General features: G+C 66.4%; 13 protein-coding genes. 4 read left to right on the forward strand and 9 right to left on the reverse strand.

All coding sequences use genetic code 11. From position 1 onward, the window contains the following. Positions 1-102 precede the first annotated feature (102 nt). A complete protein-coding gene (locus tag KDJ86_RS05135; protein WP_291743670.1) occupies positions 103-1,335 on the forward strand; it encodes a flavin-containing monooxygenase in 1,233 nt (410 codons plus the stop codon). A gap of 2 nt (positions 1,336-1,337) precedes the next feature. Here the strand turns inward: KDJ86_RS05135 and KDJ86_RS05140 are convergent, their stop codons facing one another. The 9 genes from KDJ86_RS05140 to KDJ86_RS05180 all read right to left on the reverse strand — a co-directional run bounded on the left by KDJ86_RS05140 (position 1,338) and on the right by KDJ86_RS05180 (position 11,979). Further along, a complete protein-coding gene (locus KDJ86_RS05140; protein WP_291743672.1) occupies positions 1,338-2,288 on the reverse strand; it encodes a 2-hydroxyacid dehydrogenase in 951 nt (316 codons plus the stop codon). Positions 2,289-2,520: 232 nt separating this feature from the next. Beyond that, positions 2,521-4,152 (reverse strand): ABC transporter ATP-binding protein, encoded by a 1,632-nt coding sequence (locus tag KDJ86_RS05145; RefSeq protein WP_291743674.1) that lies wholly within the window; start codon positions 4,150-4,152, stop codon positions 2,521-2,523. After that, entirely contained in the window at positions 4,153-4,566 is a 414-nt protein-coding gene (locus tag KDJ86_RS05150; protein ID WP_291743677.1) for a type II toxin-antitoxin system VapC family toxin, read from the reverse strand. 5 nt (positions 4,567-4,571) lie between these two features. Then, the gene (locus KDJ86_RS05155) at positions 4,572-4,841 is read right to left on the reverse strand and encodes a hypothetical protein (protein ID WP_291743679.1); all 270 of its coding nucleotides are present in this window, start codon (positions 4,839-4,841) and stop codon (positions 4,572-4,574) included. Positions 4,842-4,865: 24 nt separating this feature from the next. Continuing rightward, positions 4,866-5,954 (reverse strand): ABC transporter permease, encoded by a 1,089-nt coding sequence (locus tag KDJ86_RS05160; protein WP_291743693.1) that lies wholly within the window; start codon positions 5,952-5,954, stop codon positions 4,866-4,868. Between the two features lie 86 nt (positions 5,955-6,040). Beyond that, entirely contained in the window at positions 6,041-7,165 is a 1,125-nt protein-coding gene (locus KDJ86_RS05165) for a microcin C ABC transporter permease YejB (RefSeq protein WP_291743680.1), read from the reverse strand. Between the two features lie 9 nt (positions 7,166-7,174). Next, positions 7,175-9,040, reverse strand: a complete 1,866-nt coding sequence (locus tag KDJ86_RS05170) for an extracellular solute-binding protein (protein ID WP_291743681.1) — start codon at positions 9,038-9,040, stop codon at positions 7,175-7,177. Between the two features lie 2 nt (positions 9,041-9,042). Next, complete coding sequence (locus KDJ86_RS05175; RefSeq protein WP_291743684.1) at positions 9,043-10,902, reverse strand: extracellular solute-binding protein; 1,860 nt, start codon at positions 10,900-10,902, stop codon at positions 9,043-9,045. Positions 10,903-11,088: 186 nt separating this feature from the next. After that, positions 11,089-11,979, reverse strand: a complete 891-nt coding sequence (locus tag KDJ86_RS05180; protein ID WP_291743686.1) for a c-type cytochrome — start codon at positions 11,977-11,979, stop codon at positions 11,089-11,091. Positions 11,980-12,135: 156 nt separating this feature from the next. Here KDJ86_RS05180 and KDJ86_RS05185 point away from each other — a divergent pair, with 156 nt between their 5' ends. The 3 genes from KDJ86_RS05185 to KDJ86_RS05195 all read left to right on the forward strand — a co-directional run bounded on the left by KDJ86_RS05185 (position 12,136) and on the right by KDJ86_RS05195 (position 14,711). Continuing rightward, complete coding sequence (locus KDJ86_RS05185) at positions 12,136-12,873, forward strand: 3-deoxy-manno-octulosonate cytidylyltransferase (protein WP_291743688.1); 738 nt, start codon at positions 12,136-12,138, stop codon at positions 12,871-12,873. 136 nt (positions 12,874-13,009) lie between these two features. Beyond that, a complete protein-coding gene (locus tag KDJ86_RS05190) occupies positions 13,010-13,780 on the forward strand; it encodes a DUF5995 family protein (protein WP_291743690.1) in 771 nt (256 codons plus the stop codon). Positions 13,781-13,862: 82 nt separating this feature from the next. Beyond that, on the forward strand, positions 13,863-14,711 hold the full coding sequence (locus tag KDJ86_RS05195; RefSeq protein ID WP_291743691.1) for a prephenate dehydratase: 849 nt from the start codon (positions 13,863-13,865) through the stop codon (positions 14,709-14,711). The last annotated feature ends 437 nt before the right edge of the window (positions 14,712-15,148 follow it).

Genomic DNA, 15,148 nt, shown 5'->3' on the forward strand with positions numbered 1-15,148 from the left:
CGGCCTCGCCTGACATGGGGTATTCGCCCGAAGCGGAGCGCCGCCCCGCCGTCCTAGCTTCCTCGCAATGCCGTATCGGCGCGCAGCCTGCTGGAGGAAGCCATGACGCTCACGACCACGATACCGATCGCCCCGAATCCTCGCGCGAGGGACTATCTCGAGGAGGGCCGCGCCTTCGCCGACATCACCGCCGACGGCACGGTTGGTTCGTCACCCCGGGCGACCGGCGCCGGGGTATCGCCGCAATCCGACCCGGAGCGCACGACGGTCGTGGTCATCGGCGGCGGCCAGGCCGGCCTTTCGGTCGGGTATCACCTTGCCCGCCGCAACATCCCCTTCGTCATCCTCGAGGCGGATGAGAGGATCGGCGACGTCTGGCGCCGCCGCTGGGATTCCCTCAAGCTCTTCACGCCCGCCGGCTATGACGGCCTCGATGGCATGCCCTTCCCCGATCACGTTCACGCCTTTCCGACCAAGGACGCGATGGCCGATTACCTCGAAGCCTATGCCGCACGCTTCGATCTTCCCGTGCGGACCGGCATGAGGGTGGATCGGGTCTCCCGGCGGGACGGGCGATATCTGGTCAGTGCGGGCGATGCGCGGTTCGAGGCCGACAATGTCGTGATCGCCATGGGCACCTTCCAGCGCCCGAGGATTCCGGCCTTCGCCGACGACCTCGATCCGGGAATCGTCCAGCTCCATTCCGGCGCCTACCGGAATCCCGGACAACTGAAGGATGGCGACCTCCTCATCGTCGGTGCCGGCAACTCCGGCTCGGAGGTCGCGCGCGAGCTTGCCAATGACGGCCGCAGGGTCTGGATGTCCGGCCGGGATACCGGGCACATCCCGTTCCGTGTCGAGGGATTTCTCGGACGGAATCTCCTCATCCATCTGGTCGTCGGCTTCGTCTTCTACAGGGTCCTGACCACGTCCACCCCGATCGGCCGCAAGGTCCGTCCGAAGATCCTTTCCCAGGGCGGCCCGCTGATCCGCGTCAAGCCGAAGGACCTCGCCGCGCTCGGCGTCGAGCGCGTGGGACGCACCTCCGGCGTCGAGGACGGCAGGCCCCGCCTCGAGGACGGCCGGGTGCTCGACGTGGAAAACGTCATCTGGTGCACCGGATTCGAGCCGGACTTCTCGTGGATCGACCTGCCGGAAATCCCCGACAACGACGAACCGAAACACGACCGCGGCGTCGTAGCGGACGTGCCGGGGCTCTATTTCGTCGGTCTGGAGTTCCTCTATTCGATGGCCTCGGTGATGATCCAGGGCGCCGGCCGCGACGCCCGCTACATCGTCGACCGGATCGCGGAACGGACGCCGGCGGTCAACTGACGCTAGTAGCGCGCCGACCGGTCGACCAGGTTCCTCAGCGGCCGGCCGGCCTCGAAGGCCGCGATCTGGCCGAGGATCTGGCCGGCCAGTTCGGCCGGGCTGCTGAACGCGGCGACATGCGGCGTGATGACGACATTGTCGAGCGCCCAGAGCGGGCTCCCCGGGTCGAGCGGTTCGGTCTCGAAGACATCGAGGCTCGCGCCGGCGATGACGCCGCGTTCGATCGCGGCGACGATGTCGCTCTCGATCTGGAGGCCGCCCCGCCCGGCGTTGATCACCACCGGCCCGCCGAGCGAGGCGTTTCGCCCCAGCTTCTCGAACAGTGCCATCGACAGGATGCCGCGCGTCGCGTCGGTCAGCGGCAGCAGGCAGACGAGGATGTCGGTTCGCGTCAGGAACGCATCGAGCGCGCCATCGCCCGCATGGCATTCGATGCCCGGCAGGTCCTTCGGCCTCCGGCTCCAGCCGGCAATCCCGAAGCCGAGATCGGCGAGCGCCTTCGCCGCCGCCTGGCCGAGCACCCCCATCCCCATGATCCCGACCCGGACCTCCGAGGCCGCGGACTGGCGAAGCTCCCGCCAGTGCCGCTGGCGCTGGAACCGCTGGTAGGCGAGTTGCTGGCGATGGTGGAGGAGCACCTGGAGCACGATCCATTCGCTCATCCGGGCGGTCAGGTCGTCGCTGACGATCCGCGTGATCGGCACGTCCGGCAGGTCGTCGCGCAGGACGATCCCCTCGACGCCGGCCCCGAGCGACAGGATCAGCTTGAGATTGGGCAGCCCCTTGAGTGAGTCCTCTGCCGGCCGCCACGCCATCACGTAGCCGATGGCGGCCGGGTCCGGCACGTCCGGCCAGAGGAAGACCGGCCGGTCCGGATCGATGGCGCGGACGGCCTCGGCCCAGGGCTCCGGCGCCCAGTTGCCGGAGGAGACGAGGATGGCGTTGGCTTTCACGAACCTGCCCCTCCCCTATCCTCCGCTCGTCCCCGCGCACGCGGGGACCCAGGTTGCGAAGGGCGATACCGGCGCGGATCTGGATTCCCGCGTGCGCGGGAATGAGCGGTTGGAAGGTCGGTGTCTGGAATCACGAAGTAACCGGGCCGCTTGAAGGACAGGACCCCTGTTCTACACGCCGGTCGCCGACAGGCCACCCCAAATCGGACGGTCCTCCGCGGCGTCGGTCCGGCTACTGGCTGACCACGCCTTCCGGTGCCGCGGCGATGTCGAAGGCGGCGGCCATCAGCGCCCGGGTATAGTCGGTCTCGGGATGCTCGAAGACCTTGGCCGACGAACCGTGTTCGACGACCTTGCCGGCCCGCATCACGACGATGTCGTTGGCCAGCGCCTTGACCACCTTGAGGTCGTGGCTGATGAACAGATAGGCGAGGTTGTGGCGGCGCTGGAGGTCGCGCAACAGGTCGACGACCTGCGCCTGGACGCTCATGTCGAGGGCCGAGGTCGGCTCGTCGAGCATGACGAAGCGCGGTTCCAGGACCATGGCGCGGGCGACGGCGATGCGCTGGCGCTGGCCGCCGGAAAATTCGTGCGGATAGCGGTGGCGGGTCGAGGGATCGAGGCCGACCTCCTCCAGCGCCTTGATCACCTTGCGGTCACGCTCGGCCCGCGACAGGTCCGACGCATGGATCTTCAGCCCCTCCTCGATGATGTCGGCGACCGACATGCGCGGGCTCAGCGAGCCGTAGGGGTCCTGGAAGACGATCTGCATCTCGCGGCGGATCGGCCGCATCTGCTTGAAGGTCGTGCTCTGGATCGAATTGCCGAGGAAGACGATGTTGCCGCGCGACGAGATCAGCCGCATCAGCGCGAGGCCGAGCGTCGTCTTGCCCGAGCCGGATTCGCCGACGATGCCGAGCGTCTGCCCCTCGCGGATCGCGATGTCGATGCCGTCGACCGCCTTGACGTGGCCGACCACCTTCCTGAGCAGCCCGCGCTTGATCGGGAACCACACCTTCAGGTCCTCGGCCTCCATCACCACCGGCGCGCCGGGATCGGACTTCGGCGGATCGCCCTTCGGCTCGGCGGCGAGGAGATGGCGGGTATAGTCGTGCTGCGGGTTGGTGAAGACCTCCTCGGTCGGCCCGGCCTCGACGATCTCGCCGTTGGTCATCACACAGACCCGGTCGGCCATCCTGCGGACGATGCCGAGGTCGTGGGTGATGAACAGCATCGCCATGCCGTTGCGCTTCTGGAGATCGCGGAGCAGTTGCAGGATCTGCGCCTGCACCGTCACGTCGAGCGCCGTCGTCGGCTCGTCGGCGATGAACAGGTCCGGCTGGTTGGCGAGCGCCATGGCGATCATCACCCGCTGGCGCTGGCCGCCGGAAAGCTGGTGCGGATAGGCGCCGAGGCGCTCGGCCGCGTTCGGGATGCCGACCTGGTCGAGGAGCTCGAGCACCCGCTTCCGCGCCGCGGCGTCGCCCATCCCCCGGTGGAGCTTGAGCACCTCGCCGACCTGCCGCTCGATGGTGTGGAGCGGATTGAGCGAGGTCATCGGCTCCTGGAAGACGATGCCGATCCCGGCGCCCCGGACCTTGCGGAGCTCCGCTTCCGGCGCGCCCAGCAGGTCGGTTCCCTTGAAGCGGATTTCGCCGGCGGGATGGGACGCGGCCGGGTAGGGCAGCAGCTTCATCACCGACAGGGCGGTGACCGACTTGCCCGAGCCGGACTCGCCGACCAGCGCCACGGTCTCGCCCTTGGCGATGTCGAAGCTGACACCGCGCACCGCATGGGTGACGTTGCCGGCCTGGCGGAAATCGACCCGGAGATCGCGGACGGAGAGGAGGGGTTCGCCGGTCATCTACTCGAATCTCTCATCGGCAAGCCGCATCATCCGCAACTCAGCCGGGGCACGAAGAGCCTCGGTGAGGAAAGCCGCGCAAGCGGACCGCAACGCCGTGGCGACGTGCAAGGCATCCGCCAGACGGAGCCTCGAGTCCGCCACCAGGCGAGCCGCGTCACGAAGAACCGCCATAGACAAGGGGACCACGTCAAAACCGCTCCCGCCGGCGAAGATGGTTTCGTAAGCCTCCTCAAGCTGCATGTCCTTTGAGCGAAGTGGCCCCGGCAAGACCTCCGCGAGCGTCAATTCGCTGGTCACTGCGGTGACTTGCCCGGTCTCGATCAAGCGAAACGCCCTTCTCGCGGCATGTCCAAAGTCTGTCTCGCACTCGAATGCGTAGATGAAGATGTTGCTGTCGAAATAGAGTCGCACGACGATCAGTCCGATCCGCCGCGCGGAATATCGGCCAGGGACCGCTCCCGCTCGTCCCATTCCTCGCGGAGCGCCCGTATCCGCATGACCGGATCGTCGGACCGGACGCGCGACTCGTGCAGGGTTCGGAAGATTTCGTCGAAAGAGAATGCCGACCTTCGCTCGTCTGCCTCCTCGGCGATCGTAATCGTCACATTGGCCTGCGGATCAATCCCCTCCTTCAGATCCTCGGGAAGCTTCGACGCCGGGTAATGCTCGCGAATGATCCGGTTCATGGCATCCGTCTCCTCCTCCCCATCCTACTCGAACACCTTGCGTGGATCGAACGCGTCGCGCACCGCCTCGCCGGTGAAGATGAGGAGCGACAGCATGATCGAGATGACGAGGAACCCGGTGAGGCCGAGCCACGGCGCCTGCAGGTTGTCCTTGCCCTGCGCCAGCAGCTCGCCGAGGGACGGCGAGCCCGGCGGCAGGCCGAAGCCGAGGAAGTCGAGCGAGGTCAGCGTCGTGATCGAGCCGTTGAGGATGAACGGGATGAAGGTCAGCGTCGCGACCATGGCGTTGGGCAGCAGGTGGCGGAACATGATCGTCACGTTGCCGACGCCGAGCGCCCGCGCCGCGTTGATGTATTCGAAGTTGCGGCCGCGGAGGAATTCCGCCCGCACCACGCCGACCAGCGACACCCACGAGAAGAGCAGCAGGATGCCGAGCAGGACGAAGAAGCTCGGGGTGATGACCGAGGAGAGGATAAGAAGAAGATAGAGCGTCGGGATCGACGTCCATATCTCGATGAAGCGCTGGAACAGGAGGTCGGTCCAGCCGCCGAAATAGCCCTGCACGGCGCCCGCCGCCACGCCGATCAGCGACGAGATGATCGCCAGCGTCAGGCCGAAAAGCACCGATATCCGGAAGCCGTAGATGATCCGCGCGACAACGTCGCGGCCCTGGTCGTCGGTGCCCAGCCAGTTCCAGTTGCCAAGCGTGCAGTTCGGATCCTCGACGCCGAGGGGATAGCGCGAACATCGCTCCTCGCGGCTCATCGTCCACCATGGCGGCGCCGGCGCCGGCGTCGCGATCTCGTTGTTGACGGTGCGGTTGGCGTAGCGGATCGGCGGCCACACCATCCAGCCATTGGCGCCGATCTCCTCCTGAATGAAGGGATCGCGATAGTCGGTCGTCGCCAGGAAGCCGCCGAATTTCGATTCCGGATAGTTGTTGAAGACCGGGAACAGGATCTCGCCCTTGTAGGAAACCACGATCGGCTTGTCGTTGGCGATGAACTCGCCGCAGAGCGAGGCGATGAACAGCACCAGGAAGATCCAGAACGACCAGTAGCCGCGGCGGTTGGCCTTGAAGTTCTGCCAGCGCCGCCGGTTGAGCGGCGACATCTGGAAGCGGCGCGGCGGCGGCTCGGCCTGCCCCGGCTCCGGGTAGATGGTCTCGAGTTTCTCCTTGTCGAGGACCTGGTCCACCGTCACACCTCGCGCGTCTCGAAATCGATCCGCGGATCGATCACGGTATAGGTGATGTCGGAGACGAGGTTCACCACCAGTCCCATCAGCGAGAAGATATAGAGGGTGGCGAAGACCACCGGATAGTCACGGTTGATCACCGATTCGAAGCCGAGCAGCCCCAGCCCGTCGAGCGAGAAGATGGTCTCGATCAGAAGCGAGCCGGCGAAGAAGGAGGAGATGAAGGCGCCGGGAAAGCCGGCGATGACGATCAGCATCGCGTTGCGGAAGACGTGGCGATAGAGCACCGCGTGCTCGGTCAGCCCCTTGGCCCGCGCCGTCACCACGTATTGCTTGCGTATCTCGTCGAGGAAGGAATTCTTGGTCAGCAGCGTCGTCGTCGCGAAGGCGGAGAGCGCCATCGCCAGCAGCGGCAGGACGAGGTGCCAGAAATAATCGGCGATCGCCCGCGGGTCGGTGATCCATTGCCAGAAGGGCGTGTTGGCATACTGGTCCGACCAAAGGCCGCGAAGCGGGAACCAGTCGAAGAAGCTGCCGCCGGCGAACAGCACGATCAGCAGGATCGCGAAGAGGAATCCGGGAATCGCATAGCCGACGACGATCACCGCGCTGGTCCAGATGTCGAAGCGCGAGCCGTCCGACACCGCCTTGCGGATTCCGAGCGGTATCGAGATCGCGTAGGATAGCAGCGTCATCCACAGCCCGAGCGAAATCGACACCGGCAGCTTCTCGGCGATCAGGTCGAGCACCGAGATGTCGCGGAAATAGCTCTCCCCGAAATCGAAGCGGAAATAGTTCCACAGCATCAGGCCGAAACGCTGGAGCGGCGGCTTGTCGAAGCCGAACTGCTTCTCGAGCTGGGCGATGAATTCCGGGTCGAGCCCCTGCGCGCCGCGATAGGCCGAGGTCTCCTCGCCACCGCCGCCGGCCTCGCCGCCGACACCCTGGAAGTCGCCGCCACCGCCGGTGAAACGACCGGTCGCCGAGACATCGGTACCCTGGATCTGGGCGATGATCCGTTCGATCGGCCCGCCCGGCGCGAACTGCACGACCAGGAAGCTGATCGCCATGATGCCGATCATCGTGGGAATGATCAGCAGGAGCCGTCGCAGGATATATGCGCCCATGCGTCCTCTTTATCCGGCCATGCCGATGGCCGCCGCCCTGTCGCGGTCGAACCACCAGGTCGTCTCGGGTGTGAAGGCGTAGTCCGGCTTCGTCGCCGGCCAGCCGAACAGGTCCCAATGCGCGACTCGGTGTTCGGCAAGATACCAGTTCGGCACCCAATAGTGTTGGGCGCGCAGAATCCGGTCGAGGACGCGGGTCAGCGTGATCAGTTCCTCGCGGGTCTCCACATTCGGCACCCGTTTCAGCAGCGTGTCGATGATCGGCTCCTTGATGCCGGCGTAATTGTAGCTGCCGGAGGTATCCGCCGATCGTGTCGAGAATATCTGTTGCAGCCCGTCGAGGGGCGTCGCGCTGAGGCCGATCGCGAACATCACGATGTCGAAGTCGAAATCCGCGGTCCGTACCTGGTACTGGGCGGGGTCGATGACCCGCAGCGACGCGTCGACGCCGATCCGCCTCAGGTTCTCGACATAAGGCATGGTCACCCGCTCGAAGACCGAGGCATGGAGCAGGAACTCGACCGTGAGCCGGGTTCCCTCCCCGTCGACCAGGAACCGGCCATCCTGTTTCCAGCCCGCCTCGGCAAGCAGCTCGGACGCCTGCCGCAACAGCTTGCGGTCGCGGCCGGAACCGTCGCTGACCGGAGGCACATAGGGCTCGCCGAACACCTCGGGCGGCAGGTCGGCGCGATGCGGCTCGAGCAGCGCCAGCTCGGCCGCGGCGGGCACGCCCCGGGCGGCATAGTCGGATTTCTCGAAGTAGGAATCCTCGCGGGTGTATGCGTCGAAGAAGAGGTTGCGGTTCGACCACTCGAAATCGAAGGCGAGGCCAATCGCCTGCCGGGTCCGCCGATCGCTGAATTTCGACCGGCGGGTGTTGATCATCCAGCCTTGCATCGAGGGCCGGAGCTCGGCGGGAAAGAGCGTCTTCCTGACCTTGCCGGCAACGAATGCCGGGAAATTGTATTCCTGCACCCAGGTCTTCGAGGTGAATTCCTCGCGATAGGTGATGTCGCCCTTCTTGAAGGCCTCGAAGGCCGGCTGGCGCTCGCGGAAGAAATCGATCCGGATGACGTCGAAATTGCCGGAGCCGGCATTGACCGGCAGGTCGCGGCCCCAGTAGTCGCCGACCCGCTCGAATTCGACATAGCGGCCGGCCGAGAGCCTGCCGACCTTGTAGGCGCCGGAGCCGAGCGGCGGCGTCAGCGTCGAGGCGTCGAAGGTATTGGCGGTGTAATAGGCCTTCGAGAAGATCGGCAGGTCGACGATGGTCAGGATCGTGTCGCGGCTCTGGGTGCCGTCCAGCGTCACCGCGACCGTCTTCGCGTCGAGCGCCTCGGCATTCGCCATCGCGGTGATGATCTGCGAGATGTTCGGATGTCCCTGCTCCTTGAGCAGCATCAGCGAGAAGGCGACGTCCTCGGCCGTCAGCGGTGATCCGTCGTGGAAGCGCGTCCCGTCGCGGAGATGGAACGTGAAGACATTCCCGTCCTCCGAGACATCGACCGTCTCGGCGAGGAGCCCGTAGACGGCGTCCGGCTCGTCGGTCGCCCGCGCCATCAGCTTGTCGAAGATCAGCTCCATGCGCGGCGGCGCATCGCCCCGCAGCACGAAGCCGTTCAGCGTGTTGAAGGTCTGGGTATTCTGGTTGAAATACCAGAAGGGCGGCTGGAAATTCATCCGCCCGCCCTTTGGCGCATCGGCATTGACGTAGTCGAATTGGGTGAAGCCGGCCGGGTATTTCAGGTTACCGAAAATCGAAAGCCCGTGCAGTCCGATCCTGCCCGTCGCCCAGGCCCAGGGCGCCACCGCGACGCAGGCCGCGCCACCGGCGAGTTGCAGCGCGGCGCGGCGGGTCAGGCCCGCCGGCGCCATCCTCACTTCTTCCCTCCGATCCGGGTGGCCTTGTCTTCGTCCCACCACCAGATGGTCGGGAAGCCGATCAGGAACTTGCCGTAGCCGTCGGGATGCCCGAAGCGGTCCCAGTAGGCGATGCGCTCGGGAAGGATGGTGTAGCTCGGAATCACATACTGGTTCCACATCAGGACGCGGTCGAGCGCCCGGATAGCCGCCACCTGCTCCTCGCGATCCTTGGCGAAGATGATGCGGTTGATCAGCTCGTCGACGGCCGGATCCTTGATCCCCGCGTAGTTCCGCGACGACTGCTTGTCGGCGGCGGCCGACCCCCAATAGTCGGCCTGCTCGTTGCCGGGTGAGTTGGACTGGCCCCAGCCGGTATAGATCATGTCGAAGTCGCGCGAGCGGACGCGTGTCACGAACTGGCTGGAATCGACGGAACGGATGGTGACGTCGATCCCGATCCGCTTCAGCGCCTTCTGGAAGGGCAGCACGACCTTCTCGATCGTCGCACCATTCAGCAGGATCTCGAAGGAGACCGGCTTGCCCGAGGGATCGAGCATGTGGTTGCCCTCGAGCCTGTAGCCCGCCTCCTGGAAGAGCTGGACCGCCTTGCGCAGGTTCTCCCTCACCTTCTGCGGGTCGCCGCCGACCGGGTTGGTATATTCCTCGGTGAAGACCTCTGGCGGCACCTTGTCCCGCACGCTTTCCAGGATCTCGAGCTCCTTGCCTTCCGGCAGCCCCTTCCAGCCGATCGGGATGCCGAAGAAGAAGGAATTGATCCGCTCATACTGGCCGAAGAAGATCGTCCGGTTGAGCTCCTCGAAGTCGAAGGCGTAGTTCAGCGCCCGCCGCACCCGGGCATCCTGGAAGAGCGGCCGCCTGAGATTCGGCACCAATCCCACCATGACGCCGGAGACCTGCTCGAGTTCGACGAGCTCCTTCTTGATCCGGCCGTCCTTGACCGCCGGAATGTTATAGGCGGTCGCCCAGCGCTTCGCCTCGTTCTCGTTCCAGTAGTCGAACTCGTCGGCCTTGAAGGCTTCGAACTCGACATTGAGGTCGCGGTAATATTCGTAGCGGATGGTGTCGAAATTGTTCTGGCCGACATTCACGTTGAGGTCGGCGCCCCAGTAATCCGGCACCCGCTGATAGGTGATCGACCGGCCCGGCGTCACCGAAGAGACGCGATAGGGACCGGAGCCGAGCGGCGGCTCCAGGCCGCCCGAGGCGATGTCGCGCTGCTTGCCGTTGGCATCCTTTCCCTCCCACCAGTGCTTGGGCAGGATCAGCAGCTCGCCGACGATCTGCGGCAGTTCGCGGTTGCCGGTCTGGTCGAAGGTGAAGGTCACCTCGCGCTCGCCGGTCACCTCGGCCTTGGTGACGTGCTGGTAGTAGAAGCCCTGGCTCGGATTCAGCTCGGTCAGCTTCTCGAAGGACCAGACGACGTCTTCCGGGGTGATCGGCTCGCCGTCATGCCATCTGGCTTTCGGGTTCAGCCGATAGGTCACCGAGGAGAGGTCGTCGGGCACCTTCATCGCCTCGGCGATCAACGCATACTGGCCGGAGATGTCGAATTCGTCGAAAGCCCGGGTCATCAGGGTCTCGTAGATGAGCCCGAGACCGTCGGCCGGCACGCCGCGCGAGAGGATCGGATTGAGGGAATCGAAGGTTGGCGTCGTCCCCGAAAGCCGCGCGACCCCACCCTTCGGCGCGTCCGGGTTGACGTAGTTGAAATGGGCGAAGCCGGGAGGGTAGCGCGGCTCCTCGATCAGGCTCGTGGCGGTCTTCCATTCGCCATCCGCGGCGGCGGCGGTGACGACAGTCGCCGGGACCACGACCGTTGCCAGCACGATGATCGAGCTCAGTATCCGCTGCATCCGCACGCGACTCCCTTGTTCCGGGCGGTCGGCGGACCGGCCCGTGCACCTCATCACGGGCTATATTAAGGGCGGAGTTGCGGCGCGCACACCTCGGAACGCCTACCTTACAGAAATTTCATGAGAAATCGGCCGCTCGCACGGATGGCGAGCGGCCGACCTCGATGTCCACAACCTTCGGTGTCGCTAGTTCTGCGGTTCGGCCGGGGGTGATTCGGGATCGGCGGGAGCCGCATCCGTCGCGCCATCAGCCGGCGCCATATCCTTCGCCGGTTCGGCCGGCGCGGCATCCTCGGCCGGAGCCATGTCCTCGGCGGGGGCCGCGGGTTCCTCCGGCGCGGCAGCCTCGGCCGGAGCCATGTCCTCGGCGGGGGCCGCGGGTTCCTCCGGCGCGGCAGCCCCGGCGGGAGCCATGTCCTCGGCGGGCGCAGCCTCCGCGGCGGGAGCGGCATCCTTTGCCGGCGCCGCCATGTCCTCGGCCGGCGCGGCCGGCTCCTCGGGCGCGCCCGGTTCCTCCGGCGCGGCGGCCACCGGGGTCGGCAGCGGCACCGGGTCGTCGGAAAGCGTCCTCAGATAGGCGATGAGGTCGGCCCGCTGCTCGGGATTCTTGATGCCCGCGAAGGCCATCGCGGTACCGGGAACGAACGCCTTCGGATTGGTCAGGAAATGGTCGAGATTCTCGAAGGTCCAGGTCATGCCTTCGTCATGCTTGGCCAGCATCGCCTCGGAATAGTTGAAGCCTTCCATATGGGCGGCCGGCCCGCCGACGACGCCCCACAGGTTCGGGCCGACCTTTGCCGGACCGCCCTTTTCGAGGGTGTGACAGGCCTGGCACTTCTTCCCCTGATTCATCCCCGCATCGACGCTCGCGGTCTGCAGGCGGTCGGCGATCGGCGCGACTTCGGCCGGCTTCGCCGGGCCGCCGCCCTCGCCCTCTCCGCCGACCACGGCGATCATATAGCCGGGTTCCTCGGAATGTGGCGGCGCATAAATGATCTCGGAAATGATGCTCAGCCCCATGACGCCAAGCGCGGTGCCAAGAACTGCGCCGGCAATCTTGTTGAATTCGAAATTCATCGCTCGGTTTTCCGCCCGGCCTGCCCCGAGGCCGGAATCGCCGGCCTGCCCGTTGGGGCGGAAACTACAGGCTTTTCGCCGCAAGAGGCAACACGTATAAGCACGCTCGATTGAGACCTTTTGCCCCGGTCGCCCGGGGCGCGGAGCCCTCCCCTCATGTCGCAGACCGCGGCCATTGTCCTGATTCCGGCCCGAATGGCCGCCAACCGCCTGCCCGGCAAGCCGCTGGCCGACATCCACGGCGAGCCGATGATCGTCCATGTCTGGCGCCGGGCGATCGAGGCGGAACTCGGCCGCGTCGTCGTCGCAACGGACGATGCCGGCATCGCCGGGGCGATCCGCGCGGTCGGCGGCGAGGCGGTGATCACCCGCGGCGACCATGTCAACGGCACGTCGCGGATCTTCGAGGCCCTGGCGATCGCCGACCCCGACGCGAAGGCCGGCATCGTCGTCAACTTCCAGGGCGACCTGCCGACCATCGAGGCCGAGACCGTGCGCGCGGTGATGCGGCCGCTGGCCGAACCCATGGTCGACATTGCGACGATCGCCGCCGAGATCACCCGCGAGGAGGAGAAGACCGAGCCGAGCGTCGTCAAGATGGTCGGCACGCCGGTCGGCGACCGCCTGTTCCGCGCGCTTTATTTCACCCGCGCCACGGCGCCCTCGGGCGAGGGGCCGGTCTACCATCACATCGGCCTCTACGCCTTCCGGCGCGACGCCCTTGCCCGCTATATCGGCCTGCCGCCGACGCCCCTCGAGGGCCGCGAGCGGCTCGAGCAGCTGCGTGCCCTGGAGCACGGCATGCGCATCGACGTGGCGCTGGTCGACGGCGTGCCGCTCGGCGTCGACACCCCCGGCGATCTCGACCGCGCCCGCGCGATGCTCGCGGGCTGATCGCCGCCTCCCGGCGCGGCGTCTGTCCGAAATCAGCACCGCTCCAGCGAATTTGATTCCGGCGCAGTTCCCGGTAGTCTTTGGCCAGGGGGACGGGCGCGGTCGCAGGCCGCGGCTTCCTTGATCGGAGGCGGGAATGGGGACGGAAGGCGCGACCGGCCTTCGGCCGACACCGCAGCGTCACGGTTATTTCGTCGAGGAGGTCCGTCCAGGAGAGGCGGAGGCGTCGGGGGTGCTCGACGAGATCGGGCGGATACGCAGCGATTTCCGCCGCGGGATGCACGACGGCACGACCATCGGGCACCGCAGGCGCAGCGCCCTCCACTACGCGTTCATCCGAGCCTACTATCATTCGACCGAAGGCTGGCTTGAATTTGCCCGCAAGGCGGACTCCGGCGCGTTTTTGCATACGCTGATCGTCTCCTTCTTCGCCATCTACAAGCGGGATGTTCACAGCAACATCATGCAGACTGGGTCGACACCGGTGCCGCATCATTGGCGGCCTTATTTCGACCTTGCCCGTAAGGCCGCGAAACGGCCCGAGGCTTACGTCCGCGCACTCGGCCTGTTCTTTGGCGCACGCGCCCACGTCCGCTTCGATCTCGGAATGGCCCTGGTCGATACCTACCTTGCGTTTGACGCGCGAGGCGAGGCAGTCCCCGAACTGGATACTCTGCGCGGCGAACTGCTCGGGGTTTCATCGAGCCAGCTTTTCTCCGGCGCGGCCCGACGGTATTTCGCGCCTTTCGACGAGCACGTCACGAATCGTCTGCCGCCTTCCCAGAGAATTGCCGCTGCCCTCGTCGACATTCGCGTTGCCGAGGCCATCTGGCTCGCGCATTTCCAGGGCTGGCGGCGGCAGGCATGGTCGTCGGCCCTCACTCAGATCGCAGCGCAGCCGCCATAGGCCGCCGAAGAAAAAGCGCGCAATCGGTGCCCGGAATGCTGTAAGCCTCCCGCGACCAGAAAACCGACCGACGACCAGACCGATGCCCCGCTTGAAAAAAATCGTCTTCCAGGGCGAGCCCGGCGCCAACTCCCACCTCGCCTGCCAGCAGATCCATGCCGACTACGAGGTCATTCCCCTGCCGACCTTCGAGGATTGCTTCGGGGCGGTGAGCCGTGGCGAGGCGGACCTTGCGATGATCCCGATCGAGAATTCGGTCGCCGGCCGGGTGGCGGACATCCACCACCTGCTGCCGACCTCGGGCCTGCATATCGTCGGCGAGCATTTCCTGCCGATCCACTTCCAGCTCATGGCGCCGAAGGGCGCGAAGCTTTCCGGCATCAAGGCCGTCCACAGCCACATCCACGCGCTCGGCCAGTGCCGCAAGATCATCCGCGCCCACAAGTGGAAGCCGATGGTCGCCGGCGACACGGCGGGCGCCGCCCGCGAGGTCGCGGAAGCCGCCGACCGGACCCAGGCGGCGCTGGCGCCGAAGCTCGCCGCCGAGCTCTACGGGCTCGACATCCTCAAGCGCGACGTCGAGGACGAGGCCCACAACACCACCCGCTTCATCATCCTGTCGAAGAAGGACAGGCGGGCGAAGCCCAATGACGGTCCGGTGGTCACCACCTTCGTCTTCCGGGTCCGCAACGTCCCGGCCGCGCTCTACAAGGCGCTCGGCGGCTTCGCCACCAACGGCGTCAACATGACCAAGCTGGAGAGCTACCAGCTCAACGGCCAGTTCACCGCGACCCAGTTCTACGCCGATGTCGACGGCCACCCCAAGGACCGGTCGCTGGCCCTGGCGCTCGAGGAGCTGCAGTTCTTCTGCGCCGAGTTCCGCATCCTCGGCGTCTACCCGGCGAGCCCCTTTCGCGAGGGGATCGCGTAGGCGCGCGCCGGACCAGCCGCCGGCGTCCCAACCGATCCTCCGGCCGCCTCCCTCTCCGCTCGGCCTCGCCTTCCTCTCCACTCATCCGCGCCTTCCTCTCCGCTCAGCCTCGCCTCCCTCTCCGCTCAGCTCCGCCCCTCTCCGCTCGTCCCCGCGAAAGCGGGGACCCAGAACTCCTTTCGGTCCAGGTGACGATCACCACCGGCCGAAGCCGCTCCCGGCGGGCGAAGCGTAATCCGCCGGAGCCTGCCCCCGATCTGATCGGGGCGGGGATGAGCGGAGACGCGTCGCGCCGGACCGCTCCCACGCGGGCATAACAAAAACCTTGTCCCCCTTCGCCCAACCGCCCTCATAATCAGTGCCATCCTCGCTCACCGGGGGCGCCGTCCGGAGGCGTTCGTTTGGCGGAGCGGGGAGCGGCGCCCGCGGCGAGACCA

The organism is Bauldia sp. (assembly GCF_020442045.1).
Taxonomy (GTDB): Bacteria; Pseudomonadota; Alphaproteobacteria; order Rhizobiales; family Kaistiaceae; genus Bauldia.

Bases quoted from the DNA above. Each gene is read 5' to 3' on its own strand.
- KDJ86_RS05160 (WP_291743693.1), bottom strand. From the start codon at position 5,954: ATGTCGCCGCTCAACCGGCGGCGCTGGCAGAACTTCAAGGCCAACCGC.
- KDJ86_RS05175 (WP_291743684.1), bottom strand. From the start codon at position 10,902: ATGCAGCGGATACTGAGCTCGATCATCGTGCTGGCAACGGTCGTGGTC.
- KDJ86_RS05190 (WP_291743690.1), top strand. From the start codon at position 13,010: ATGGGGACGGAAGGCGCGACCGGCCTTCGGCCGACACCGCAGCGTCAC.
- KDJ86_RS05180 (WP_291743686.1), bottom strand. From the start codon at position 11,979: ATGAATTTCGAATTCAACAAGATTGCCGGCGCAGTTCTTGGCACCGCG.
- KDJ86_RS05135 (WP_291743670.1), top strand. From the start codon at position 103: ATGACGCTCACGACCACGATACCGATCGCCCCGAATCCTCGCGCGAGG.
- KDJ86_RS05145 (WP_291743674.1), bottom strand. From the start codon at position 4,152: ATGACCGGCGAACCCCTCCTCTCCGTCCGCGATCTCCGGGTCGATTTC.
- KDJ86_RS05165 (WP_291743680.1), bottom strand. From the start codon at position 7,165: ATGGGCGCATATATCCTGCGACGGCTCCTGCTGATCATTCCCACGATG.
- KDJ86_RS05185 (WP_291743688.1), top strand. From the start codon at position 12,136: ATGTCGCAGACCGCGGCCATTGTCCTGATTCCGGCCCGAATGGCCGCC.
- KDJ86_RS05195 (WP_291743691.1), top strand. From the start codon at position 13,863: ATGCCCCGCTTGAAAAAAATCGTCTTCCAGGGCGAGCCCGGCGCCAAC.
- KDJ86_RS05170 (WP_291743681.1), bottom strand. From the start codon at position 9,040: ATGGCGCCGGCGGGCCTGACCCGCCGCGCCGCGCTGCAACTCGCCGGT.
- KDJ86_RS05155 (WP_291743679.1), bottom strand. From the start codon at position 4,841: ATGAACCGGATCATTCGCGAGCATTACCCGGCGTCGAAGCTTCCCGAG.